The sequence below is a fragment of the Bacillus pumilus genome, from assembly GCF_900186955.1.
Lineage (GTDB): Bacteria > Bacillota > Bacilli > Bacillales > Bacillaceae > Bacillus > Bacillus pumilus.
In genome coordinates this window covers 3,531,237-3,554,702 of record NZ_LT906438.1, presented here as the reverse complement: position 1 = coordinate 3,554,702, position 23,466 = coordinate 3,531,237, and the positions used below count along the sequence as shown (strand labels likewise).

The following is a 23,466-nucleotide window of genomic DNA, read 5'->3' as shown; positions in this document are numbered from 1 at the left end:
CCTTGAATATTCATATATCAAGCCTGCTTCAAAAAATGGAGGAAGCGGTTCAAAAGGCGAAACAAAGTGAAAATGATGAAGAGGTGAAACGCCAAGTGGCGGCGATTTCTTCACTATGTGATGTCATTCTCGATGCACCATCACAGGTGCAAATGCCGCAAACGCCGGTTATCTCGCCACCTTCTTCGATACAGACACCGCCCGCGCCGCCCGTATCCTCAGATCAAGCCATGCTTGAGAAACTGATGGGTGCGAGTGGTGCGAAGAAATTTCAGCATCAAGAAGAGGTGCAAAAAGAGAAGGATGGGAACGGCGACTCTATCTTTGATTTTTAATGGTCTTGTCACGATAAAGGGAAGGTGATCGGTTTGAAACTATTTTTGGGCGCCATTCAGTGGATGGCATTTTTTATCGCAGCTTCTATTGCTGTACCAATTGCGATTGCACAAGCATTTGAATTGAACCAAGTGCAGTCAGCGGAGCTGATTCAAAGTACATTCTTTTCACTTGGTCTTGTGGCGATGGTTCAGTGTTTATGCGGCCATATGCTGCCAATCAATGAAAGTCCAGCGGGGCTTTGGTGGGGTGTGTATACCCTTTATGCAGGTATGACAGGAACCATCTTTGCGACGTATCCTGAAACTCTGCAAGCACTACAAGGGGCTTTAATTTTTAGTGCCGCTTTCTTTTTTATTTTTAGTTTATTTAAAATCATTAATTGGCTCGCGTCTTTATTTACGCCAGTCGTCACAGGCATTTACTTGCTATTATTAGTTGTCCAGTTAAGTCAGCCGATCATGAAAGGGCTGATGGGCATCGGCTATAGGGGAAATCAGGTGGATGGGCTTGTCTTTTGCTTATCAATCTTCATTATTATCCTGACCTTCATGATCAGCCGCTCAAAATGGCATTACTTAAGACAGTTTTCTGTGTTGTTTGCCCTTGCAGGAGGCTGGTTGTTATTCGCTTTACTCGGGTTGGCAAAGCCGGTTCGAATTCCAGAAAAAATCATCGAGTTTCCGAAGCTTTTCCCATTCGGCATGCCAGTCTTTGACAGTGGATTGCTTGTCACGTCCTTTTTCATTACCATATTACTCATTGTGAACATGCTGGCAAGTATTCGAATTGTGGAAAGTTCAGTGAAGGCATTTGGTGAACTGCGTGAGCGGAAGAGAGCTCGTCCGGCTGGTTTTGTCGCAGCATTTGGTCACTTACTGAGCGGATTGATCGGAGCGATTGCGCCTGTACCTATTTCCGGGGCAGCAGGATTTATCCAGACAACGAAAATTCCATCGAGAAAGCCATTTTTCATAGGAAGTCTGCTCATTGTACTCATTAGTTTATTCCCGCTGCTCATGAGCTTTTTCTCCGCATTGCCATCACCTGTGGGGCTTGCTGTAAACTTTGTGGTGTTCTCCTCGATGATTGGAATTGCGATGTCTGAGTTTGATCAGTATGAGAAAGAAGAAATTCCGCGGATTCGCTTTGTCCTAGGGATTGCCGTTTTAGCAGGTGTAGGGGCGATGTTTGTACCGCAGGAAGCCTTGAAAGGCATGCATCCTGTGCTCATTTCATTATTAAGCAATGGACTTGTTCTAGGTACACTCATTGCGATCGCGGTCGATCAAGTTCTGTTACGAAAGAAAAAGAAATCCGACAATCTCGTGTCAACGTAAAGGGAAAGTTGAATATCGTCTGTCACCCGCGCTATGATAAATATAATTGACGAGATAAGGAGAATGACGAATGAAACTATTTTTCATTTTAGGTGCGATTAATGCGATGCTAGCTGTTGGACTCGGAGCCTTCGGTGCGCACGGTCTTGAAGGGAAAATCCCTGAAAAGTATATAGAGATTTGGAACAAAGGGGTTCAATATCAGATGTTCCATGCGATTGGACTATTTATTGTCGCCTTTCTTGCAGATAAGCTGTCAGGTGTTTCTCTAGTCCCAACCGCTGGCTGGGTGATGCTTGCAGGTATCCTTTTCTTCTCAGGAAGCCTTTATGTCCTAGCATTGACTCAGGTGAAGATTCTAGGTGCCATTACCCCAATTGGCGGAGTGGCGTTTATTGCTTCTTGGATCATGCTTGTCATTGCAGCAGCAAAAAATTTATAAGCTAAAAAACCGATGCTCTGAGAGGGGCATCGGTTTTTTTCTTAATTCCAGTAAGGGACGTAGTTTGGCGGTGCTTGATAATAAGGGATGTAGTGAGACGGAGGGACAGGGTTCGTTTGTGCTTCCTCTTCTCTGTGGCAAAATGGTCCGATAAATACACTTGGCTTCACCGGCTGTGTCGCCTGTTTCCACTGTGTTTCGTTCATGCAATACGTATGTGCCATGATGTGAGCAGGGGTGAGGGTGAGAAGGTCTGAGCCTAGGATCACTTCTGGCGTAGATGCGTTGAAAATGGCTAATAAATGAGTTCTGTCTTGAAGGGCAACTTCATAGTGCCACCAGCCTTGAGGTACGTTTGCTACCTGTCCTGGGGTGATGGTATAGGTGTGAAGTTTTTTTGTAAATGGATTCAGCATCGAGACGGCAGCAGAACCGGCTATACAATAAACAAGCTCTGCGGCATTTTGATGATAATGAGGCTCTACGACTTTGCTTTTACTCAAATATATATCCAGCAGAGATACTTGATCCAACGAGTTTAATTGTTTTTTTCCTAAAACGTTAATCAGGTTATGCTGATCGTATTTCACAAGGGGGCTTTGATTCAGATCGTATGAATATTTAACATTTGGGGAAGTATAATCCAGCTCAACAGTCATGAATGTCACCTCTAGGCGTTTGATAAAAACTACTAGGCATCTTATGACGAGCGCCCTAGAGGTGTGACAAAAACCTAATCAAAAGAAAAAAGCAAGGGCGCCTGCTCCTTGCTTTTGCGATATGTGCGTTATCTACCTCGGAGAATACGTGGACATGGAGTATGGATAGTCGTATTGAATTTCCCCATCAAACGTAATGTAATCAAGATAGATCGTTAATAGTAAGTATCGTGTTCCTGTCTTGTTATCACTAATGATAATGTGGTCACGTCCTGCAGCTTCAATGACGCCTCTGAAAATCTTCGAGTTCCATTCCTTACTTGCCTCAAACGTCATATAAATCGTGGCTACCTTGCCGCGGTTCAATCGTAAAATATTTTCAATATAGGACTGCTCGATTGGCAGTTGACCAGTGACATTCTGCTGATAAATCGGTCCAGAAGGAATTTGATACGGCTGCCCGCCGCTCTGCGTGCCCTGCCCCCCTGGTGAAGAACCAGTAGACGGCATTGGTGAAAATCCCTGCTGCATTTGTCCTTGCATTTGACCCTGCGTTTGGGGAGGGACTGAATAACCCATCTGCTGCGCAGGATACGGATTTGCTCCATATTGTTGCTGGCGAAAATCTTGACCTTCGAAACCCGAACCTTGCCCAAATTGATTTTTCAATTTCATAACGTTCCTCCTCTTTCCTCATGGTGTTCTAAACAGAAGGCGCTTGAGCACCTGTTGTTTCCATAGCATTCTTTCTCTCTTTCACACTATGAGACAGGAGGGGAGAATATGTACATTGAACGAAAAAAAGGAACTGTGGTGCAGTTCCTTAGGCGCGGGCAAACCCTCGCATTCTTTGTCAGGCCTTACATCATCCAATTTACAGCGCGCTGGACACCAAATAAAAGAGTAATGATAAGAAAACATGCCGCAAGCGGTGTGATCACGATGAGGAAGGCTTGCCATAATTTCAGCTTCATCACAGCGACAATGCCTAAAACAGTCATTCCAAATATCCACGTCTTTGCATAAGCATCAATCAGTGTCAAAAGATCGAGATAATACCATACCTCAAAATGCTGATCTAAATAGGGTGAGATTTTGACAAACGTATACGGACCAAGCATTCCAATCGTGCAAATCCAACTGAGTGCAAATAAAGCGGAAGGGAAAAAGGTCGTCAGCGTGAAGGCTTTGAGTACATCTCGATATGCCGTTTGACTGCCGAAAAAAAGACGCCCTAACCACTTTAGGATGAGTACACCGAAAAATAGACCGAGATTGCCTGCGAGAATACCATATCCCGCACCTTGTAACAAAATAAAAGGAAATGGAATATGATTGCCCATATACTCGCTAAAATACCCTTCGTAGACCCAGCCTGTACCAGCGATACTTGCAAGGAGCATCATCAGCCAAATGGGAATATAGGAATGTTGATATGAGCGAATAATCGTTTTTGTTGCGACAAAAATTTTGAAAAATCGAAAAAAATCTTTTACTTCCTCTTGTTGGGAGTGATCATTCTTCATAGCTTCCAATGTTCTTTACTCCTTTAATACACATAAATGATTACTTATATTACCAAAAAGTTCGCGTTTTTCAAAGATAGATCATTAAAAAAATACAATTTTATAAAAAATAGGTCACTCTACAGTCTCTTTAAGAGGAGACACATATGATAAACATAGTTTGAAAGAGACCGAGGTGAAAACTTTGACAAAAGTAACTGTCATTATGACGAGCTACAACAAGGCGGCTTACGTCGGCAGATCGATTGAAGCGGTTTTGCAGCAGACACTGTCAGACTTTGAACTATTTATCATGGACGATGGTTCAAATGAAAAAACCCTTGCCGCGATTGAGCCCTTTCGCAAAGATCGCCGTGTTCATTTTATCCAAAGCGGTGTCAAATCGCTGGAGGAGAGAACAGCGAAAACCCGATACGCCGTCCTCATTAATCAAGCTTTAGAACTAGCAAAGGGCGAGTATATTTCCTATGCCACAGATGACAATGTCTATGCCCCGGACCGTTTAGAGAAGCTCACACATTATCTAGATGCTCGATCAGGTGAAGATATTGTCTATTCTGCATCGAAAGTAATCTATTTAAATAGCAATAAAGAGCCAGTAAAGGAAACGATTCGACCTGCGCAAACGGTGCAATGGAATGCACCTTGTGCCATAGATCATTGCTCGGTCGTTCATCGTGCTTCTATTTTAACAAAAATTCATGCTGAATTTGGGTCTTACTGGGACGAGAGTCCGCATTTTTATCGAATAGGGGATGCCCGGTTCTTTTTTCGATTAAATCATTTTTATCCGTTCTATCCCTATGATGAAGTGTTAGATACAAATTACATCACAGAACAGTCGATTCACTATCAATTGGCGGAAGAAGAGAAAAGTGCCTTTATTCAAGCACTTCCTGAGCAGTCTACCTGCTGGGAGCTCCGCCATATATTAAAACAAAGACATGGGAGGTGACCTAAAGTGTCGCACTATATTCATCATTATTGGCAGGTGTATTTTGAGTATGTAAATCTCATGAAGGATTTGTCCTATCAACAAATTCCTCTTGGGTTGATCAGCAATTTCTATCAATATATCAGTCCTGAAGTGAGGGAACGTATGGAGGATGAAGCATTCGGTCATGAATTGACAACCGATTGTCCATTGCCGGAAGAGATTCAGCCATTTTTTGATCAACATAAGCAGCAGATCAAGCGTATTGCTTATCGTCCGGCGAATGGAAAGGTCTTGCTTCACTTTGAACATCTGCGTTTTACTGAACAAAATTACACGCGGTTCCATCCGAGTCAAACGGTGGTGCTTGCTCGCTGGAAGAAGGCAGACTATTTTGGTTTACCGGTCATCAGCAAGCCAGAATTAGCAGGAGAGGTTAATAAAGAAGCCCATGCTGAATATATTGAGAAAGCAAATGCTCTCCTTAAACCTTACGCAAAGCACCCCGTCTTTGGCAATGTCTTTTTTAGAGAAAAGCTTCGGAAGGACATTGTGCAATTTATTGATGTGATTGACCAGACAGAAGTGCTATTTCAGATGGAGCCAATTGCAGCCATTATTGTGGGGACAACGGAGGATGCTTACAGCCGCGTACTTGCACTGCAAACTGTGAAACGCCAGCTCACGAGTATCTGTCTTCAGCACGGCGCACTGATGGGAGACGAAGCCTTTTTGCCGATTTTCACGACGTGCCACGGGGTGTTTGGAAAGTATGAAAAAGACTGGTATGTACACAAAGGCTGTCAGCCGGAACAGGTGGAGATCACAGGTCATCCGAGGTTTGATTTGGTGAAGGATCGAACGCCGCTTCAACAGGAAATGGTCTTTCGAAAATTGAACTTCAATCCTGCCAAAAAGACCGTGCTTGTGGCAACGCAGCCGTTTTCAGAAGCCTTCTATGGTGATGTGCTTAAAACGATTGCAAAACGGAAAGACATTCAGTTGATCATGAAGCCGCATCCGTGGGAAATTGCCCGAAACCGATTAAATGAGTATGTGTCCATTGAACGAGCAGGAAATCATGTGAGATTGATTAAAAAAGAAATCGACTTGTATGACCTATTGCCTTATATGGATATGGTCATTACGCTCACATCAACCGTCGGCCTTGAAGCGATGCTGTTTGAAAAGAGTGTGCTGATCGGGAAAATGACAGAAGGCAGAAGATACCCTTATTACGAGTCGCTTGGCAGCTATCATATGGAAAACCCTGTTGAACTGGCTGAGAAAGCCATTCGTATTTTGTCGGATGATCAAGAAATGAAGCTGGCAAAGAGGCAAGGAGCTGAGTTCATTAAACAACATTATCCGCATGCGCGATCGACCGATGTTCTGCTTTCTCTGCTTCAAACAAAAACAGGTGTGGATTTTCAGAGATGAGGATAGGGGTGTGCAAGCGATATGGAAAAAAAGAGAGAACAATTTCTTCCTTATGCCCTGCCGTTGATTGAGCAGGAAGAAATTGACGAAGTCATTGGAACATTAAAATCCGGCTGGCTGTCAACCGGACCAAAAGTCAGACAGTTTGAAGAAGAGTTTCGGCAGCTGACCGGTGCAAAACATGCGATCGCTGTCAATTCATGTACGGCTGCTTTATTTTTAGCCTTAAAAGCAAGAGGGATTGGGAATGGGGATGAGGTGATCACAACGCCTCTGACATTCTGCGCAACAGCCAATACGATCATTCATACAGGGGCAGCTCCTGTATTTGTCGATATTGACCCAGCGACACTCAACCTCGATGCAGAGAAACTAGAAGCGGCGATTACACCACACACAAAAGCGATTGTCCCTGTTCATTTTGCTGGTCAATCGTGCGATATGGACCGGATTTTAACCATTGCCAAAAAGTACGATCTATTTGTGCTTGAGGATGCCGCTCATGCTCTTTACACAACGTACCACGGTCAGCCCGTTGGTTCGATTGGTGATGCGACTGCCTTTAGTTTTTATGCGACGAAAAATATAGCGACCGGAGAAGGCGGCATGCTGACGACGAATGATGATGCACTTGCCGCTCGGATCAGAAGACTAGCACTCCATGGGATGAGCAAGGGAGCATGGAATCGTTATGGAGAAAAAGGAACGTGGTACTACGAGGTCGAGGAACCTGGCTATAAAATGAACATGTTTGATGTGCAGGCATCGTTAGGGCTTGTTCAGCTAAGCCGTTTAGATGATATGCAGGCACGGAGAGAACAAATTGCGAAAGCATACAATCAAGCATTTCAAAAGGAAGCAGGGCTGATCCTGCCGCCAGTCCATCATGAGGGAAGACATGCATGGCATTTATATGTACTGCAAGTGGACCCGAAAGAAGCATTCATCACACGCAATGAGCTGATTGATCAGCTGCAAAAGGACTATAAAATCGGCACGAGTGTTCACTTTATCCCTGTTCATTTGCATCCATACTATCAACAAACCTATCACTATTCACCAGAGGATTTCCCTGAGTCACTCGCGTACTACAAGCGGACTCTCTCACTGCCTCTTTATCCAAGCATGACAGATGAAGATGTGCAGGATGTCATCACTGCGGTGCTGTCTATTTTAAAAGAACAGAAGGCATCTTCATGAAGGCCGTTCATGCAATAGACGATCAGGTGCTGTCCGCTTGGATTGAGAAATACGGTCCACAAATTGAACAAATGAAAGGCTTCAAACAGTTTGGTCTTGTCAGTGGCGCCCAGCTGAAAGCAGTGCTGTTATACGACTGGTCAAAATGGGAAAGCGGCATATTTGATCAGCATATTTTTCATGTGAAGTTTGCGGAAGCTGAGTCAGCATCTGCTTTTCAGGAATTGATGGAGCGCTTCATCAATTGGATGAGAACAGAAAAATGCGATTTTTTCTTTTTACGTCTTGAAGCGGCGGATGTTGAAAAAAACCGCATCGTCCAAAGGCTGTCACATGTGTACTATGTGGGCGGTCTCACTCGTCTTGAAGCGCCACCTGTTCACATGGAAATGCCATCAACAGGTGAAGATGTGGTCATCAGTCTGCCGGATGAAAAGGAATACGATGAGGCGGTGTCACTCGCTTATCAGGCTTTTGTCAAAAGCCGGTATGCCCTCGATCCATTTTTAGACCAGAATGTCGTCCAGCATTTCTATCAAGAGTGGATGAGAAATAATGTGCTCGGACGTGCAGATATCAATATCGTAGCAAAGGTGAACGATGAAGTCGTGGGCTTGATACAAGGGATGACCAAGGGCGATGAGCTGGCGCTTGAGCTGTTTGCGATTAGACCGGATGTACAAGGAAAAGGGATCGGGAAAAAGCTGTTTATTGAGATGATGAAGGTCTCTTATGAGAGAGGGCATCGTTTTATTTCTGCCGGAACACAGCTGCATAACACAACCGCCATTCAGCTGTATGAAAAGATGGGATTTAGAACAACAAATGCCTTCTTGTATTACCATGTATGGCCGAAAAAAGGAGAGAGATAAGATGGCGCATTTCTACATTGGAGATCGCAAAGTGGGGGATGGCGCGCCTGTCTTTATCATTGCAGAGGCAGGCATTAACCATGATGGAAAGCTGGATCAGGCGCTTGCTTTAATTGATGTGGCAAAAGAAGCAGGTGCCGATGCAGTGAAGTTTCAAATGTTCCAAGCTGATCGGATGTATCAAAAGGAACCGGGTTTATACGAAACAGCCAAGGGAGAAGAGGTGTCCATTTTTTCCTTAGTCGAACAAATGGAGCTGCCGCCAGAATGGCTGCCGGTGTTATTAACCCGCTGTGAGGAAAAAGGGCTAATATTTTTAAGCACAGTGTGTGACGAAGAATCTGCGGATTTATTAAATCAAACCGATCCACCAGCTTTCAAACTGGCATCCTATGAAATCAATCATTTGCCTCTTTTGCGTCACACAGCTTCTTTTCAAAAGCCCATCATTTTCTCAACAGCCGGGGCCACTATTGCAGATGTTCATGAAGCATATGAGGCGGTTACAAGCGTGCAAAACGATCAGGTCGCCATCATGCATTGCGTCGCAAAGTATCCAGCACCTAGAGCTTATACGAATCTTCGTGTGCTCCAAACCTTAGCCGCCGCTTTTCCTGAGGCAGTCATCGGCTTTTCCGATCATAGTGAGCATCCTACTGAAGCCCCTGTTGCTGCTGTGAAGCTTGGGGCAGCCATGATTGAAAAGCATTTTACGATAGATAAGACGCTGCCTGGCGCCGATCATTCCTTTGCGCTCAATCCCGGAGAATTAAAGGAAATGGTTCAGCATATTCGAGCGGCAGAAAAGGACCGAAATCAATCAGAAACAGACGCTCATTCTGTGTCAGAGGAGCTCCTTGGCAGTTCTTTTAAAACGACAACAGCCATTGAAGGGCAGATTCGTGAATTTGCGTATCGAGGGATTTTTACGACAAAAGGGATTGCAAAGGGCGAGACATTGACCGAAGAAAATCTAGCCGTATTACGTCCAGGAAAAAAAAGCCAAGGTCTGCATCCGCGGTACATGGAGATTTTACTTGGCGTCAAGGCTGTCAGAGACATTCCAGCCCATACAGGGGTTTCGTGGAAAGATGTGCTCATGCAGGAGTCTACAAATGATCAATGATGTGCTCTTTGTCATACAGGCTAGAATGGGCTCAACAAGACTGCCAAAAAAGGTGATGAAGCCGATCGGAGGTATGGCATTGATCGATTTCATCGTTGAACGGGTAAAGCAATCAGATCATTACAATCACAAAACGCAGAACCTCATGATCGCCACAACAGTCGAAGCAGAAGATGATCTATTGGCTCATTATTGTTTATCAAAGGGCTATAAGGTATTTCGTGGCAGTGAGATGGATGTATTGCAGCGATTCGCAAAGATAGCTCAACATTTTGAACCACAAACCATTGTACGTTTAACGGGAGATAATCCATTTATAGATCCGGCGCTTTTGTCGAAAATGCTTGAAGAACATAGACGGAAGAAGGCTGATTATACGTATACGACTGGAACGCCACTCGGTATTTCCGGGGAAATGATCGACGCATCCATTTTACGTGAAATCGACAATTTTCCCCTTACGCAGCCGGAGCGTGAGCATGTCACGCTGTATATCCGAAAGCATCCTGATCGATTTCAACTGCAATTATTCACACCGCCCAAAGAACTCGCATATCCTGCTTATCGATTCACGATTGATACAGAAGAAGATTATGTATTTGCTACCCGTTTACTTGAGAAAGCCGGTGGATCTATTACTGTGCCTACGGCTGAGCTTATCGTCATTTGTGAACAAGACCCTAATATTGTTCGGTTGAATCAATTTGTGAGACAGAAGGATGCTGAATGAATAAAAAAATCATGATTGTTGTGTACGGTGGTTTTTTAAGAGGGATGGGGCATGTCGTTAGAATGAAACGGCTGGCAAAGGAACTGATTCAAGAAGGAAACGACTTATATTTTTATACAAATGAACAGATTTGTGTAGAAATGCTCTCGCATCCAGCATGGCACGTTCATTTGGTGCAGGAATCAAACGTATTCCTTCAAATGGAGCAGGACATAAAAGAGCTAAATCCTAATCTTCTGCTAATCGATGTCCTTGATTGTGACCTTCAGTTCCTTCGATCGATCAAAGCGTCCTCCAGAAATGCAAAACTGGTCTTATTTGAAGAAGAAAGAACAGAAGCTTGCCAGCTTGCTGATGCTGTCGTAAACGGCATTTATGGTGGACTGGATGAAAAACACCTGCAAGTAAATGGAACGGACTACTTTTATGGAACACCTTATTTATTGTTAGATCACGAGATCAGCAAATTAAAAGACACATATGAGGTTCGCAAAGAATGTAAGAAGGTGGTGATCAGCCTTGGAGGCAGTGATCCAAGCGAATTATTAACAAAGGCTGTATCAGCACTTCTCGAAGCTTGCCATTTACACATTCTAGCGGTTACAGGAAAAGCCTCTCGCATCGAAGAAGAAATCGAGGCTGCACATATTCAATTCATTCGTCATACGGATCAATTACCTGCCCGTCTTGCAGAAGCCGATCTAGCGATTGTTGCTGGCGGGATGACGTTATATGAGGCCGTTTGTATCGGAGTGCCCAGCATTGTCCTTTCGCAAGTAGACCACCAAGCAGTAACAGCCACTCGTTTTGCACAAAAGGGAGCCTGTCACCATCTTGGATTAGGTCGCCTTGTGGATGAAAAGGATATATGGCGTGCTACTCGCAGACTATCCGGCAGCTACTTTCTCCGCAGGAGCATCCATCTCAATGGACGGTCACTCATTGATGGAAAAGGAACCGAACGAGTGAAAAACATTCTTATACACCTCATGAATCATCACCAAAAAGAACATAAGGATGTGTAGATGTGAAGGGAGTTATTTTAGCAGGAGGAAAGGGATCACGACTGGCACCTTTAACAAAGATTTTCAATAAGCATTTATTGCCGGTTGGCCCATATCCGATGATTTATTGGTCATTGTTCAAATTGAAAGAAGCGGGAATATTGGATGTAATGGTCATATCACAAGCAGAACAAATCCCGCTGTTTCAAAAGCTACTTGAAGGCGATCAGGAACTAGGGATGAACATTGTGTATCAGGTCCAGCCTGAAGCTTCTGGAATTTCGGACGGCTTATCCTACGCAAAGCCCTTTGTAGAAGGGGAAAAGTTTGTGCTAATGCTTGGTGATAATGTATTTGAGGATTCGCTAACCCCTTTTGTTGAAGCCTTTCAGCAGCAAGAAAGCGGAGCGAAGGTTCTGTTGAAAGAAGTGGCAGATCCAAAGCGGTTTGGTATTGCAGAAATTGATGCCGCCCACCACCGAATTTTATCAATTGAGGAGAAGCCGGAGCATCCGCGTTCATCCTACTGCGTCACGGGTATCTATTTTTATGATCAAGAAGTCTTTCAATATATTGAGAAAATCTCGCCGTCAGATCGAGGCGAATTAGAGATTACAGATGTAAACAATCTCTATATCTCAAATAGCCAGCTGACCTATGATATGTTAAAAGGGTGGTGGATTGATGCAGGAACACATGAATCTCTCCACCAAGCATCGACGAAAATGTTTGAAACGATGAAGAAAAAAGAGGGATACGAATGACGAAGTCTTATTTAATTACAGGCGGAGCTGGATTTATTGGACTGAATTTTGTGAAGCTGTTGCTTCAGGAAACAGATGTCCGGCTCACTGTTTTTGACAAGTTAACATATGCCAGTCATCCAGAGGAGATGGAGGAATTATTAAAGCTGTCTCATTTTCGTTTTATTCAAGGGGATATCGCTCTTCAACATGAGCTAGATCAAGCGTTTGATGAAGTCTATGATGCCATCATTCATTTTGCAGCGGAATCCCATGTTGATCGCAGTATTGAATCGGCAGAGCCTTTTATTCAAACAAATGTCCTCGGAACGTACCGTATGCTTGAAGCGGTCTTAAAAGGAAAGGCGAAAAAACTTATTCATATTTCAACAGACGAAGTATATGGAGATTTGGAACTGAATGATCCTGCTTTCACAGAACAAACACCACTTTCACCGAATAATCCTTATTCAGCAAGCAAGGCAAGCTCAGACCTGCTTGTAAAATCTTATATCCACACTCACCAATTACCTGCAATGATCACAAGATGTAGCAACAACTATGGACCGCATCAGCATGAAGAGAAATTAATACCGACGATTATTAGAAAAGCAATCAATGGAGAAAAGATCCCGATTTATGGGGACGGCCAGCAGATTCGCGATTGGCTGTATGTAGAGGATCATGCGAGAGCTGTAAAGCAGGTCCTTGAAAACGGAACAGCTGGGCAAGTGTACAATATTGGCGGCGGCAACGAGAAAACGAATCTCGATTTGACCAAAACCATTCTGACGCAGCTCGGGATCAGTCATGACCGTATTGCGTTTGTTGAAGACCGTAAAGGACATGACAGACGGTATGCGATTGACGCCAGTAAGCTAAAACGGGAGCTTGGCTGGACGCAGGAGACATCATTTGAAGCAGGTATTGAAAAAACGATCAATTGGTATCATGCCAAATATGATCAGAGCGAAGAAGGGTGACGGATGAAAGTTTTAATCACCGGTGCAGGCGGGCAACTAGGGAAAGAATTGAGCAGACAGCTCAAGGAGAAAGACATCACCGTCATTGCCTTAACGAGGAGCATGCTCAATATCGCAGACCAGCAAGCAGTCAGACACGCGATGAGACACTTTCGCCCTAATATTGTTGTCAGTGCAGCAGCATATACCTCTGTAGATCAGTGTGAAACAGAAACGGAAAAGGCGTATCTTGTTAATGGCATTGGCGCCTACTATACAGCGCTGGAGGCTAAGAACATAGGGGCTGATGTGCTACATGTCAGTACAGATTATGTGTTTGACGGGCAAGCAGACACGCCTTACCAAGTCGATGCACAGCCAGATCCTCACACCATTTATGGAAAAAGTAAAAAGCTTGGTGAGGAATTGCTTCATCTTGTATCAGACGAAGTGAAAATTATCCGTACATCGTGGCTATACGGACATGAGGGACATAATTTTGTGAATACCATCCTACGGCTCGCAGAAACAAAGGATCATTTGCGCATCGTGAATGACCAAATAGGCTCACCTACTTATACAAAAGATGTCGCAGAGGCCATCATTCATTTATTTGATCAACAGGCAGGAATTTATCATGTCAGTAACCGAGAAAGCTGTTCCTGGTTTGACTTTGCGTCAGAAATTGTGACAAAAAGCGGCCTGTCTACGACCATTGAGCCAATTTCCACAGAAGAGTACGGCTTCCAAACACCTCGTCCAGCCTATTCTGTGTTAGACCTTCAAGCGATTGAAGCCACAGGCTGGAAGCCGAGACATTGGAAGGATGCGCTTCACGAATTTTTGCAGAAAGAAGGGAGATGGCATCAGCATGATTGATGGTGTACAAACGAAAAAACTCATGAAACATTGTGATGATCGCGGCTTTTTTGCAGAGCTCATTCGAGATGATGAGCCGATGCTGCAACGTTTTGGGCAGGCATCGTGGTCGAAAAGCTTTCCAGGTGTGATCAAAGCCTTTCATTATCATGAAAAGCAAGATGACGTTTGGTTTTTCCCAGCAGGTCATGCTCAGGTCGTTTTATACGATTTGCGTGAGGACTCTCCTACAAAGGGTCAAACCGATGTGTATTATATGGGGGAAGACAATCCAATGCTCCTCCTCATCCCAAAGGGTGTCGCACATGGCTACCGGGTACTAGGCGAGACGCCGCTGCAAATTGTCTATTTCACGACAGAATCCTATGACCCGAAAAACCCAGATGAAAAGAGAATCGCTTGGAATGACGAGACAATCGGATTTGATTGGGAAACGACATTTAAATAAAGAACAAAGGCCTTTCGCAGGAGAAAGGTCTTTTTTTGTTGAAATACATTCTGTAAGTGTCATTTTATGTATTTTTCTAAGTTAAGCAGAAAAGGGATGTGGATGAGTTTGTCTAAAAGAATTGCATTTGTAACAGGGGCAAGTACAGGGATTGGGAAGGCAATCGCCATAAAGCTTGCCGCCCAGGACCATGTAAAGGTCATCATCAATTCTAGAAATCAATCCTTACTAGAAGATGCGCGGCAGCATATTGAGCGTATGGCAGAAACAAAGGAGCCGGTGTCTCTTTTCTGTGGTGATATGTCGCATGAAGGAGTGCGAGCTGAGGCCTTTGCGGCAATAGATAAAGAGTATGGCAGACTGGATGTGTTGATTAATAACATTCCAGGAGGGAAGCCAGATACTTTTGATTCTTGTGAAAGCGAGCAGATGCTGGCAGCATTTTCTCAGAAAGCCCTAGCGTACATTGATATGATGAAACGTGCGGCAGCGATGATGAAAAGACATGAATATGGCCGGATCATTCAAATTGTCGGGAACCTTTGGAAGGAACCTGGTGATCAAATGTTTACGAACAGTATGATGAATGCAGCGATTATCAATGCTAGTAAAAATGCAGCCACACAGCTTGCGCCCTCAGGGATCACAGTGAATTGTTTAAACCCAGGATTTATTGCTACAGATCGATATGAACAGTTTATCGAAAACATGATGCGTGAGCAGTCATTATCACGGGAAGAAGCTGTACAGGCTGTTGCGTCAGGAATCCCGATGCAAAGAGTAGGTTCAGCGAGTGAAATGGCTTCATTGGCGGCATTTATCGCATCAGAGGAAGCCTCCTATGTCACCGGACAGCAAATATCTGTCGATGGTGGTTCGATGAAAAGTATATAAATATGAAAAACCCGCTATATGCGGGTTTTTTGATGAAAACGAATTGGCAGTATATGCAGCCGATCGATAAAAAGGGCAAGCTGTTCAATTGGCGCCACCATTGAGATGCGGACATGATGTCTTCCATGTGTTCCAAACACACCCCCAGGCGTCACGACGACATCTGCATGCTCGAGTAAATAGTCGGCAAATGCATGAGAATCCTCGAAATCATCAGGAATCGGTGCCCACAAATAAAAGGCGCCGGCTGGACGTTCAATGGTCCAGCCAAGCTGCTTCTCGGCTTGACTGATGAAGAAAGCCATTCGTTCAATGTAGACTTCTTTCAATGATTGAATATGACAGTCATCACTTTGTAAAGCGACGGTGGCGGCATGTTGAAATCCACCATACATACTGACAAACACATGATCCTGGAAGGCGTTAATGGCATGAATGATGTCCTCATTGCCTACAGCAAAAGCGACTCTCCATCCTGCCATATTGAATGTTTTGGATAAAGAATATAATTCCACTCCTACGTTTTTCCCAAGAGGAGCCTTTAGAAAGCTCACTGGTTTTTGCTCATAATGAAAGGAACCATAAGCAAAATCATGAATCACATGCAGATCGTGAGCGGACGCAAATTCTGCAGCCTCTTCAAAAAAAGCTTCATTCGCCACAGCACCAGTTGGGTTATTCGGATAATTTAAGAAAAGCACCTTTGCCTTTTTTAACACGTCTGGATCAATTGAAGAGAAATTCGGCAAATAGCCATTTTTCTTTTCAAGCTGGATGCAATGTGGCTTTGCGTCCGCCATCAAGATACCTGAATGATATTCTGGGTATCCCGGATCGGGGACGAGGGCAATATTCCCTGGATCAAGCAGGCACTGACTCATCACATAAAGCCCTGTTTTTCCTCCATTGAAAAGGGCAATTTCCTTCTTCGGGTCAACCTCAATGCCGAATTCCTTTCTGTAGAAATCTGCAATGGCTTGCTTGAAAAAGTCAAAGCCTCTAAAAGGTGCATATTGCTGAAATTGCAAAGAGCCTGCTGCCTCTTGAAGGGCATTCACAATGTGCGCCGGAGTAGGAAGATCAGGATTTCCCTGACCAAGGTTCACAATGTTCGCTCCGTGTTGTGTTTTATGCGCAATTTTCTCAAATACGGTTCCAAATTTTTGTTCTGGCAGCCGTTCAATCATGTTAGATGGTAAGATCTTCACCACGACATCCTCTCTTTCTTATCCCTTCACTAATTCATCCATTAACTGAATGGCTGCCTGCTTTTGAATGTTACGGATGGAGGCGGCAACCTCCTGAGAAGACGACCCTTTTAATTCAAGAGACACGATGCCATTAAATGCTTCAAATAAAGATAGATCTACAAATGTTCCTTTAGGTGGGACAGATTCGCTGATGATGACAGTATCTCCAACTAAAGTGTCCTGCGGAATATGCACATGATCAATGGTGATGTGTGTGGCCTCAGGCGGAATGTGTCCGTTCTCTTTGAAATGCTGAGGGTATAAATGACAGTCTGCTACATAATGCGTATGTCCAGAAAGTAGTTCTTTTGGCAAATTAGCTTTTTTTCCATCGACTAATACATCAATCAGCAACTTAGCCATATCCACCCCAAAGACCTTTTTGATATTCGGAATCATATTCCAGCCAGCAAATCTAGCTGCTGATTCGATCAGTCCGGTTTCTCGATGTTTCATAAGCTTGATTTCTGTATGAGTGGCACAGTTTTCAAGACCTAATCCTTCATTTGCTTTCCTCGCTGCCTCAATGATGATTTGCTGGGCTTCATTGTCTAGGATCGACGGAGTGATATGAGCCGTTTCTGTAAAGCCGATTTGAGGGGTCTTATCATGAATGACAAAAGGGATATATTCACCCTCAACAACTAATCCTTCTACACTGACATAATCAGAATAGCCGTCGTCTTGATACCAATCCTCGTAAGCCCCCTCTAAGTACGTTTCAGCGACAAACGGTGCTTCATACGTCACAGCGTTTGGAACGGGAATGGTTTGCAAATAGGATTGTACGTTTAAAAAGAGATCATCACTGCCGGATCGGTCATGAAAAAGGGTCACGCCAATGGAGCTTGCTAAATATGTAGGCTTTAAAATAAGCGGTGTACCGATATGTTCAATGGCTTGCTGAAAATCAGCTAAAGTCGTGACAGGCTGAGTTTTTACTGCTTTGACCCCAGCCGCGTTGAATGCAGCCCTCATTTGGCTTTTATCACGCGCTAATTCAGCCGCCTTTACCCCAGCGCCGCGCAGCCCAAGTCGCTCAGCGGCTTTTGCCATTGGTGCAATGAATAATTCATTATTGGTGGTGATCGCATCCGCTTTGAAAAAGGAAGCGACGCGAACTAGGTCGTCCACCACCTCTTCCTCGGATTTTAGATAATCATCATGTGCCCAGTAAATCGAATCTGGGTGTTCAAAAGAAGGGTTTTTGTCAAAATAATCTCGATCTTTGATGACCGCAATAGAGTATTTTTCGATTAGCTCAGCGTGTCCCTTTGTAATAGCAAAAGGTCTCGGGATATAAGAAACGATATGATACGATACAGCCACGCTTTCATAAAACATATGGGGCGGGCATCCTCCCAGATCAGCAATGACAAGTACGGTTTTTTTACTCAATGAAAGCACTCCTTTTTATCTAGCGGTGTAACCGCCATCTGCTGTGACAACACTTCCAGTCATATAGCTGGATAGATCAGAGGCGAGAAACAGCATGACGCCCGCAATTTCTTCGGGTTTTCCGAGACGAAGTAATGGGTTCACCTTTGCTTTTTCCTTTTTAACAACCTCAAGGCTTTCTGAATGATTGTCTGAAAAGGATTTTTCATTTAATGGTGTATCAATAATGCCTGGGGCGATACAGTTCACTCTGATTTGATGGGCGGCATAGTCGACCGCCATCGATTTGGTGAGCTGGATGACACCGCCCTTTGTTGCGTTATAGGCAGGGATGTCAGGCCAGCCGACAAGACCCCCGACAGATCCAGTATTGATAATACTTCCGCTTTTCTTTTCAAGCATATGCGGCAAAGCATGCTTACTCATGAGAAATACACCCGTCAGGTTGACCTGTACAATGTGATTCCAATCCTCCAGCGTCATCTCGTGAACGGGAGAGACAATTTCAATGCCTGCATTGTTAATCAGCACATCGATTGTCCCAAACTGGGTCAGCACAGACTGAACGGTTTTTTGACAGTCAGACTCATTCGTAATATCTGTTTTGAAAAACGCAACATGCTCGTGCGCCAATGATTCGACGAGCTGTTTGCCGCTTTTTTCATTGATGTCAGCCACTGCGACTTTTGCTCCGTGCTCAAGGAAAAGCTTGACTGCGGCAAGCCCAATTCCCGATGCACCTCCTGTAATCAGGACGACTTTTCCGGCAAGGTTCATTTCTTCACCTTGGACGCTTTTGGCTTCAACCGATTATAGCGGGGAGGGAAGAAGAGATTAATAGACTTTGATGCTTCCAGCTTTGGATTTATCGCCCCGTGGTCTTCCCTAGGGTCACAAAAGTAGGTAGTACCAAATTCCATTTTCTCTGTAAAGCCTTCAATCGTCATATCATAACCTCCGCTAATGCAAATGCCGATTTGTTCATTGCGGTGTTTGTGAAAAGGCATTTCTCCGCCATTTCCAGGAATGTTGGCTATCATGAGCTCCATCCAATCCTCAACAAAAAAGGTCACTTCCATGCCAGGAAGTAAATCTCGTGTTTTGAAAATGTCTAAGAAATAAGCAGGAGGCGCCGTGTATTCCTCGCCATCTTTTAATCTCTTAATATCAATAGCAATCACTTCTTCATCTGTCAGGTTAGAAGCGCCGTGAGGGACAAAAGGTGGTGCGATATACGCTGATTCTAAAGGGGTAAGCAATTGGGTCGATGGGCCGACTGTCATTTGAAGCTCGCCTTTTAATACGATGCCGATTTGTGCTTCGGGATGCTCGTGAGGTTTAATGATCGTGTGAGGAGGGATGTATGAGATGAGCACTTCCGTATCACCTCTGACCGTGGAATATTGTGTGACACCATTCTCCCATTCTATTTTTTTGGCTTGTGGAAAATATCGTTCTTGCGTTTTTTGTTCAGTTTGCATATTATATCTCTCCTTTTCCGAATATGGACCAGCTCATAGGAATACTTTTAAACGTTCGAACGAAGGTGAGGCCATATGTGGCTCTGGCTACCTCATTGGTTAAAGCGAAATCAAATTCGCCGTCTCTTACTTTTTGTGCGGCAGTACTTGTCGAATTGACTAGCTCAAATTCAGCATTTTGGTGAATGAAATATTGAATCAAATTGACAGGTGCAGGGTGAGAGACAATTTTTAAATGGTGGAGCATTTGTTCTTGAAATGGAAAATCTGGTCTGACAGCCAAGCCATACATGGGTGTGTCACATCTGAAAATTTGTAAGAGCTGCAGGTCAGGTCTCATGTAGAAGTGTTTGATTCCTTCGTATGCGTGTGGAACGAGAGTGTATTGGAGTGCGTGAGAGAGAGTATGTTCAATGCAAGTTTCGAATGTGTCATAAAGGGATAGTTTCGTATGAGTGCCGAGAGTAGTGGTGGAATGAGAGATGAAGTGTTTTGCTGCGTATTCACTGCTTGTCCCCTTAGGGCCTAGTGTATTGACTGTAAACATCTTAGGTGAAACGATGGGCTCTTCTTTGAAATGAAAAACATCATTCTTTAAGATCATGTTTACCATCCAATCTTTTTCAAATTTTTACTAGATTATAAAAAATAAAATTGGCAATTGTCAACAAAATTTATAAAAAATGTATTTTATGATGATATTAAAAATTGATCTAAAAAACTGCACATACCTAGATGTGCAGTGAATTGAACTTACGTTTCAAATGTGTTTTTATGTTTCTGCTGTAAGGTTCGTTCACGTTTATAGCTGACGAAGCTAATAAGAAAACCAACAAGCGTAACGAGAGCACATACAAGCCCTACCGTATGATAGCCGAAATGGACATAGACAGGTCCCATAAGAGCGGAACCAAGCATAACGGCAAGATTGGACGCAAGGCTGTAAAAAGCCATCACTTTGCCTCGGTGGGTTTGGGAGCAGTCACTTAGAACAGTGCTCAAAAGCGTGACAGATAAACTTTGCATGGCACCCCAAATAAATAGGGCAAAAATCAGCAATGTCCATGAGAAAGGAGCATAAGGAAGTAAGGCGAGAACGAGCGTAATGCCGCCCAGCACAAAGAAAAGAGAACGAGTTTTGCCAAACCAGTCTGCTAATTTCCCTGTAAATACACTCATGGAAAAACCAACGCCGTAAGCCATGATCAGAAGTCCTGCCGTCGATTGCCCTCCAGAAAACAAACTTTGCAGATACGCTCCTAAAAACGAGTACATGCCATAAAATCCAAGCATATTACAAAATGTCACGGTCAAATAGGCGGGGACACGATCAATTTTCAAAGCTCCCCATAAAGAGCCAGCTTTCTCCCTAGCTTGAGGTGTTCCTGTATTCGCTGTGGCGGTTTGTTTACGAGATTCAAGGATGACGAGCAGCAGGACAATGAGACTCATGATGGCGAAAATCCAAAAGGTCCATCGCCAGTTTAAACTCTGCCCGATGAAGGCACCAATTGGTACACCAAGGACAAGAGAAAGAGACCAGCTCGACACAATGAGCCCCATCACTTTGCCTCGATATTCATAAGGAACCCGGTCACCCACAAGCGCATAGGCTGTTGGCACAAATACACCGGTCGCCAGCCCAGAAATAGCACGGCCTGCAAAAAATACGGCCAGATTCGGGGCAGCCGCACACATTATGGTGCCAATCAAAAAGAAAGAAAGCCCGATAATCAGGCATAGCTCCCTTGAATACCGGTCCCCTAAAGGAACAAGCAGCGGGGCTCCAACCAGCACAGCTAACCCATAAATGCTGATGGAAAGGGCGAGAATATCAAGAGAGTGCTGAAAAGAGTTTGATAAATCAGGCAGCAGTGGTGAAATCACCAGTTCTTCCGATCCCGCCGCAAAGACGCCAAGTGTGAGCGCAATGGCAAGTGTGATGGGAAATGTTTTAGAAGCCTGGCTGTCTAAAGATTCTTTCATCAGGTGATCCCTCCAAACTTGCTTTTTCATCCAATTCCGTTAAAATAAATTCTACCATTATTTAGTTTTATTTTACATTTCGCATCATAAGTATTATCATAAAATACTTTTCAAATGGAACGATTTTTGGATAGGAGAGGTACGAATGAAAATCACCGATGTTGATGTGCATATTTTAAATGAATTGAAAGAAGATGCCCGCTTATCTATGAGGGAATTGTCCAAGCGGGTCAATTTATCCGCACCTGCGGTAGCAGAAAGAGTGCGTAAATTAGAAGATGCAGGGATTATCGAAGGGTATTCGGTTCAGGTTAACTATAAAAAATTAGGGCTTATGATTGACTGCCTGCTGGAAGTCACAGTGCTAAACGGGGAGTATCAACGTTTTGTGGCTTTTATGAATCAGCATCCACGCGCTTTTTTTGCTTATCGAGTGGCAGGGCAGTCATGCTTTTTCATTAAGCTGTCAGTCGTTTCCCTTGAAGAAATTGAAGCCTTTATTCAGGCAGTGTCTGGGTTTACAAAAACAGTATCTCATATCGTCTTATCAGGGCACTCTTTTTCTCATCCCATTCAGGAACGTGTGAAACCAATAGAAGAGCCAGAAATGACCGTGGTGAAGTAAAAAAGGACCTGACTCAGGCCCTTTTTGTTCGTTTATCTGACTGATAGCTCATGATCGTAATGATAAGTCCAATGAAGGTTACAGCTGCAGCAAATAACGGAACAAGCTGTAAATGTGTGATTTCGATGGCAAGACCGCCAAGCGCTGCACCGCCGGCATTCCCGATATTAAAGGCAGAATGACTAAGCGTTGATGCGAGTGTCGGTGCTTCATGTGCCATGTTCATCGTGCGGTATTGCAAGGTAGGAACAAGAATAAATGAAATGATTCCCCACACAAAAATGGTCATCACAGCAGGCACTTTGAATTCGGAAGTGATTGTAAACAATAACAGGACAGCCATTAGCAGGATCAGGGACACGATAATACTCGGCATCAGCTTCCAGTCGGCAAGCTTTCCACCAACTAAATTTCCAATAGTGACCCCAAGTCCGAAGAGAACAAGGATAAGCGTCACTCCATTTTCCTGAAAACCAGTCACTTGGAGCAGGATTGGGCTGATATACGTAAAGGCTGTAAACACACCTGCAAAACCAAAGATCGTCATTGCAAAAGAGACGAGCACTTGTGGTTTTTTCAATACAGACACTTCATTTCGAATATCAAGTACTTCTTCCTTCGATTGATTGGGTACTAAGCTGATGATACCGATTAAGGAAATGAGCCCAATAACGGCAATGACGAGAAACGACATACGCCAGCCGAATTGATTTCCGATGAATGTACCGAACGGCACACCCAGCACATTGGCGACCGTCAGTCCTGTAAACATGAAGCTGATCGCACTTGCACTTTTCTCCTTAGGCACAAGCCGTGCAACCATGATTGCCCCGACGCCAAAGAAGGTCCCGTGAGCAAATGATGTCAAAATACGTGCGGCCATTAATAGACCATAAGAGGTTGATACAGCAGCAACAGCATTTCCCGCCACGAACAGGATCATTAATAAAATGAGAAGACGTTTCCTCGACATTTTCCCAGTCGATAAAGTTAAAATAGGTCCGCCAACTGCCACACCAAGTGCATATCCAGTAATCAGCTGCCCTGAAGCAGAGATAGATACATGAAGGTCGTTTGCGACGTTTGGCAAAAGTCCCATAATGACAAATTCAGTCATGCCAATTGAAAACGCACCGAGCGTTAAAGCAAAAATAGCGATGGGGAAGTTTTTCATGATGTGATCACCCTTCT

General features: G+C 44.0%; 26 protein-coding genes. 16 read left to right on the top strand and 10 right to left on the bottom strand.

Going from position 1 to position 23,466, the window contains the following annotated elements:
• Nucleotides 1-2 precede the first annotated feature (2 nt).
• The 3 genes from CKW02_RS18610 to CKW02_RS18600 all read left to right on the top strand — a co-directional run bounded on the left by CKW02_RS18610 (nt 3) and on the right by CKW02_RS18600 (nt 2,118).
• Nucleotides 3-335 carry a YwdI family protein gene (locus CKW02_RS18610; protein WP_003214846.1) on the top strand — a complete coding sequence of 111 codons (333 nt, stop codon included), beginning with the start codon at nt 3-5 and terminating at the stop codon, nt 333-335.
• Nucleotides 336-368: 33 nt separating this feature from the next.
• The gene (locus CKW02_RS18605; RefSeq protein WP_003214905.1) at nt 369-1,676 is read left to right on the top strand and encodes a purine/pyrimidine permease; all 1,308 of its coding nucleotides are present in this window, start codon (nt 369-371) and stop codon (nt 1,674-1,676) included.
• A 70-nt stretch (nt 1,677-1,746) separates the two neighbouring features.
• On the top strand, nt 1,747-2,118 hold the full coding sequence (locus CKW02_RS18600) for a DUF423 domain-containing protein (protein ID WP_003215282.1): 372 nt from the start codon (nt 1,747-1,749) through the stop codon (nt 2,116-2,118).
• Nucleotides 2,119-2,159: 41 nt separating this feature from the next.
• Here the strand turns inward: CKW02_RS18600 and CKW02_RS18595 are convergent, their stop codons facing one another.
• From CKW02_RS18595 to CKW02_RS18585, 3 genes are all read right to left on the bottom strand, one after another.
• Nucleotides 2,160-2,777 (bottom strand): cupin domain-containing protein, encoded by a 618-nt coding sequence (locus CKW02_RS18595; protein WP_003215394.1) that lies wholly within the window; start codon nt 2,775-2,777, stop codon nt 2,160-2,162.
• A gap of 132 nt (nt 2,778-2,909) precedes the next feature.
• Nucleotides 2,910-3,452, bottom strand: a complete 543-nt coding sequence (gene gerQ / locus CKW02_RS18590) for a spore coat protein GerQ (protein WP_003215192.1) — start codon at nt 3,450-3,452, stop codon at nt 2,910-2,912.
• A 185-nt stretch (nt 3,453-3,637) separates the two neighbouring features.
• Complete coding sequence (locus CKW02_RS18585) at nt 3,638-4,303, bottom strand: YIP1 family protein (RefSeq protein WP_231953238.1); 666 nt, start codon at nt 4,301-4,303, stop codon at nt 3,638-3,640.
• 184 nt (nt 4,304-4,487) lie between these two features.
• Between CKW02_RS18585 and CKW02_RS18580 the strand changes: the two genes are divergently transcribed.
• From CKW02_RS18580 to CKW02_RS18525, 12 genes are all read left to right on the top strand, one after another.
• On the top strand, nt 4,488-5,258 hold the full coding sequence (locus tag CKW02_RS18580) for a glycosyltransferase family 2 protein (RefSeq protein ID WP_169901773.1): 771 nt from the start codon (nt 4,488-4,490) through the stop codon (nt 5,256-5,258).
• A 6-nt stretch (nt 5,259-5,264) separates the two neighbouring features.
• A complete protein-coding gene (locus tag CKW02_RS18575; RefSeq protein WP_003214910.1) occupies nt 5,265-6,677 on the top strand; it encodes a capsular polysaccharide export protein, LipB/KpsS family in 1,413 nt (470 codons plus the stop codon).
• A gap of 21 nt (nt 6,678-6,698) precedes the next feature.
• Complete coding sequence (locus CKW02_RS18570) at nt 6,699-7,877, top strand: DegT/DnrJ/EryC1/StrS family aminotransferase (RefSeq protein WP_095117909.1); 1,179 nt, start codon at nt 6,699-6,701, stop codon at nt 7,875-7,877.
• Nucleotides 7,874-8,749: a GNAT family N-acetyltransferase gene (locus tag CKW02_RS18565; protein WP_003215248.1), complete on the top strand. Its 876-nt coding sequence runs from the start codon at nt 7,874-7,876 to the stop codon at nt 8,747-8,749. The genes CKW02_RS18570 and CKW02_RS18565 overlap by 4 nt, the downstream gene beginning before the upstream one ends.
• A gap of 1 nt (nt 8,750) precedes the next feature.
• Nucleotides 8,751-9,875 (top strand): N-acetylneuraminate synthase family protein, encoded by a 1,125-nt coding sequence (locus CKW02_RS18560; protein ID WP_003215000.1) that lies wholly within the window; start codon nt 8,751-8,753, stop codon nt 9,873-9,875.
• Nucleotides 9,865-10,605 (top strand): cytidylyltransferase domain-containing protein, encoded by a 741-nt coding sequence (locus CKW02_RS18555; RefSeq protein WP_003215406.1) that lies wholly within the window; start codon nt 9,865-9,867, stop codon nt 10,603-10,605. Before CKW02_RS18560 ends, CKW02_RS18555 begins: the two co-directional genes overlap by 11 nt.
• Nucleotides 10,602-11,630: a PseG/SpsG family protein gene (locus CKW02_RS18550; RefSeq protein ID WP_003215183.1), complete on the top strand. Its 1,029-nt coding sequence runs from the start codon at nt 10,602-10,604 to the stop codon at nt 11,628-11,630. The genes CKW02_RS18555 and CKW02_RS18550 overlap by 4 nt, the downstream gene beginning before the upstream one ends.
• A gap of 2 nt (nt 11,631-11,632) precedes the next feature.
• Entirely contained in the window at nt 11,633-12,373 is a 741-nt protein-coding gene (locus CKW02_RS18545) for a sugar phosphate nucleotidyltransferase (protein WP_003214929.1), read from the top strand.
• Nucleotides 12,370-13,335, top strand: coding sequence for a dTDP-glucose 4,6-dehydratase (rfbB, locus tag CKW02_RS18540; RefSeq protein WP_003214650.1), 966 nt, complete (start codon nt 12,370-12,372; stop codon nt 13,333-13,335). The genes CKW02_RS18545 and rfbB overlap by 4 nt, the downstream gene beginning before the upstream one ends.
• A gap of 3 nt (nt 13,336-13,338) precedes the next feature.
• Entirely contained in the window at nt 13,339-14,193 is an 855-nt protein-coding gene (gene rfbD, locus CKW02_RS18535; protein WP_003214612.1) for a dTDP-4-dehydrorhamnose reductase, read from the top strand.
• Entirely contained in the window at nt 14,186-14,641 is a 456-nt protein-coding gene (locus tag CKW02_RS18530; RefSeq protein WP_003215275.1) for a dTDP-4-dehydrorhamnose 3,5-epimerase family protein, read from the top strand. The genes rfbD and CKW02_RS18530 overlap by 8 nt, the downstream gene beginning before the upstream one ends.
• Nucleotides 14,642-14,743: 102 nt before the next feature.
• Nucleotides 14,744-15,535 carry an SDR family oxidoreductase gene (locus tag CKW02_RS18525; protein WP_269457876.1) on the top strand — a complete coding sequence of 264 codons (792 nt, stop codon included), beginning with the start codon at nt 14,744-14,746 and terminating at the stop codon, nt 15,533-15,535.
• Nucleotides 15,536-15,549: 14 nt separating this feature from the next.
• Here the strand turns inward: CKW02_RS18525 and CKW02_RS18520 are convergent, their stop codons facing one another.
• The 6 genes from CKW02_RS18520 to CKW02_RS18495 all read right to left on the bottom strand — a co-directional run bounded on the left by CKW02_RS18520 (nt 15,550) and on the right by CKW02_RS18495 (nt 21,650).
• Nucleotides 15,550-16,743 (bottom strand): aminotransferase class I/II-fold pyridoxal phosphate-dependent enzyme, encoded by a 1,194-nt coding sequence (locus tag CKW02_RS18520; RefSeq protein WP_003214858.1) that lies wholly within the window; start codon nt 16,741-16,743, stop codon nt 15,550-15,552.
• An 18-nt stretch (nt 16,744-16,761) separates the two neighbouring features.
• Nucleotides 16,762-18,183: an alanine--anticapsin ligase gene (locus CKW02_RS18515; RefSeq protein WP_003214966.1), complete on the bottom strand. Its 1,422-nt coding sequence runs from the start codon at nt 18,181-18,183 to the stop codon at nt 16,762-16,764.
• A gap of 15 nt (nt 18,184-18,198) precedes the next feature.
• Complete coding sequence (locus tag CKW02_RS18510; protein WP_003215234.1) at nt 18,199-18,960, bottom strand: SDR family NAD(P)-dependent oxidoreductase; 762 nt, start codon at nt 18,958-18,960, stop codon at nt 18,199-18,201.
• On the bottom strand, nt 18,957-19,664 hold the full coding sequence (locus CKW02_RS18505) for a 3-((4R)-4-hydroxycyclohexa-1,5-dien-1-yl)-2-oxopropanoate isomerase (protein WP_003214795.1): 708 nt from the start codon (nt 19,662-19,664) through the stop codon (nt 18,957-18,959). The genes CKW02_RS18510 and CKW02_RS18505 overlap by 4 nt, the downstream gene beginning before the upstream one ends.
• 1 nt (nt 19,665) lies before the next feature.
• Nucleotides 19,666-20,268: a hypothetical protein gene (locus CKW02_RS18500; RefSeq protein WP_003215386.1), complete on the bottom strand. Its 603-nt coding sequence runs from the start codon at nt 20,266-20,268 to the stop codon at nt 19,666-19,668.
• Nucleotides 20,269-20,417: 149 nt separating this feature from the next.
• Nucleotides 20,418-21,650, bottom strand: coding sequence for an MFS transporter (locus CKW02_RS18495; RefSeq protein ID WP_003215228.1), 1,233 nt, complete (start codon nt 21,648-21,650; stop codon nt 20,418-20,420).
• Nucleotides 21,651-21,795: 145 nt separating this feature from the next.
• On the opposite strand from CKW02_RS18495, the gene CKW02_RS18490 reads away from it, so the two are divergent.
• A complete protein-coding gene (locus tag CKW02_RS18490; RefSeq protein ID WP_003214594.1) occupies nt 21,796-22,275 on the top strand; it encodes an Lrp/AsnC family transcriptional regulator in 480 nt (159 codons plus the stop codon).
• A 13-nt stretch (nt 22,276-22,288) separates the two neighbouring features.
• Here the strand turns inward: CKW02_RS18490 and CKW02_RS18485 are convergent, their stop codons facing one another.
• Nucleotides 22,289-23,449, bottom strand: a complete 1,161-nt coding sequence (locus CKW02_RS18485) for an MFS transporter (protein WP_003214871.1) — start codon at nt 23,447-23,449, stop codon at nt 22,289-22,291.
• Nucleotides 23,450-23,466: the final 17 nt, after the last annotated feature.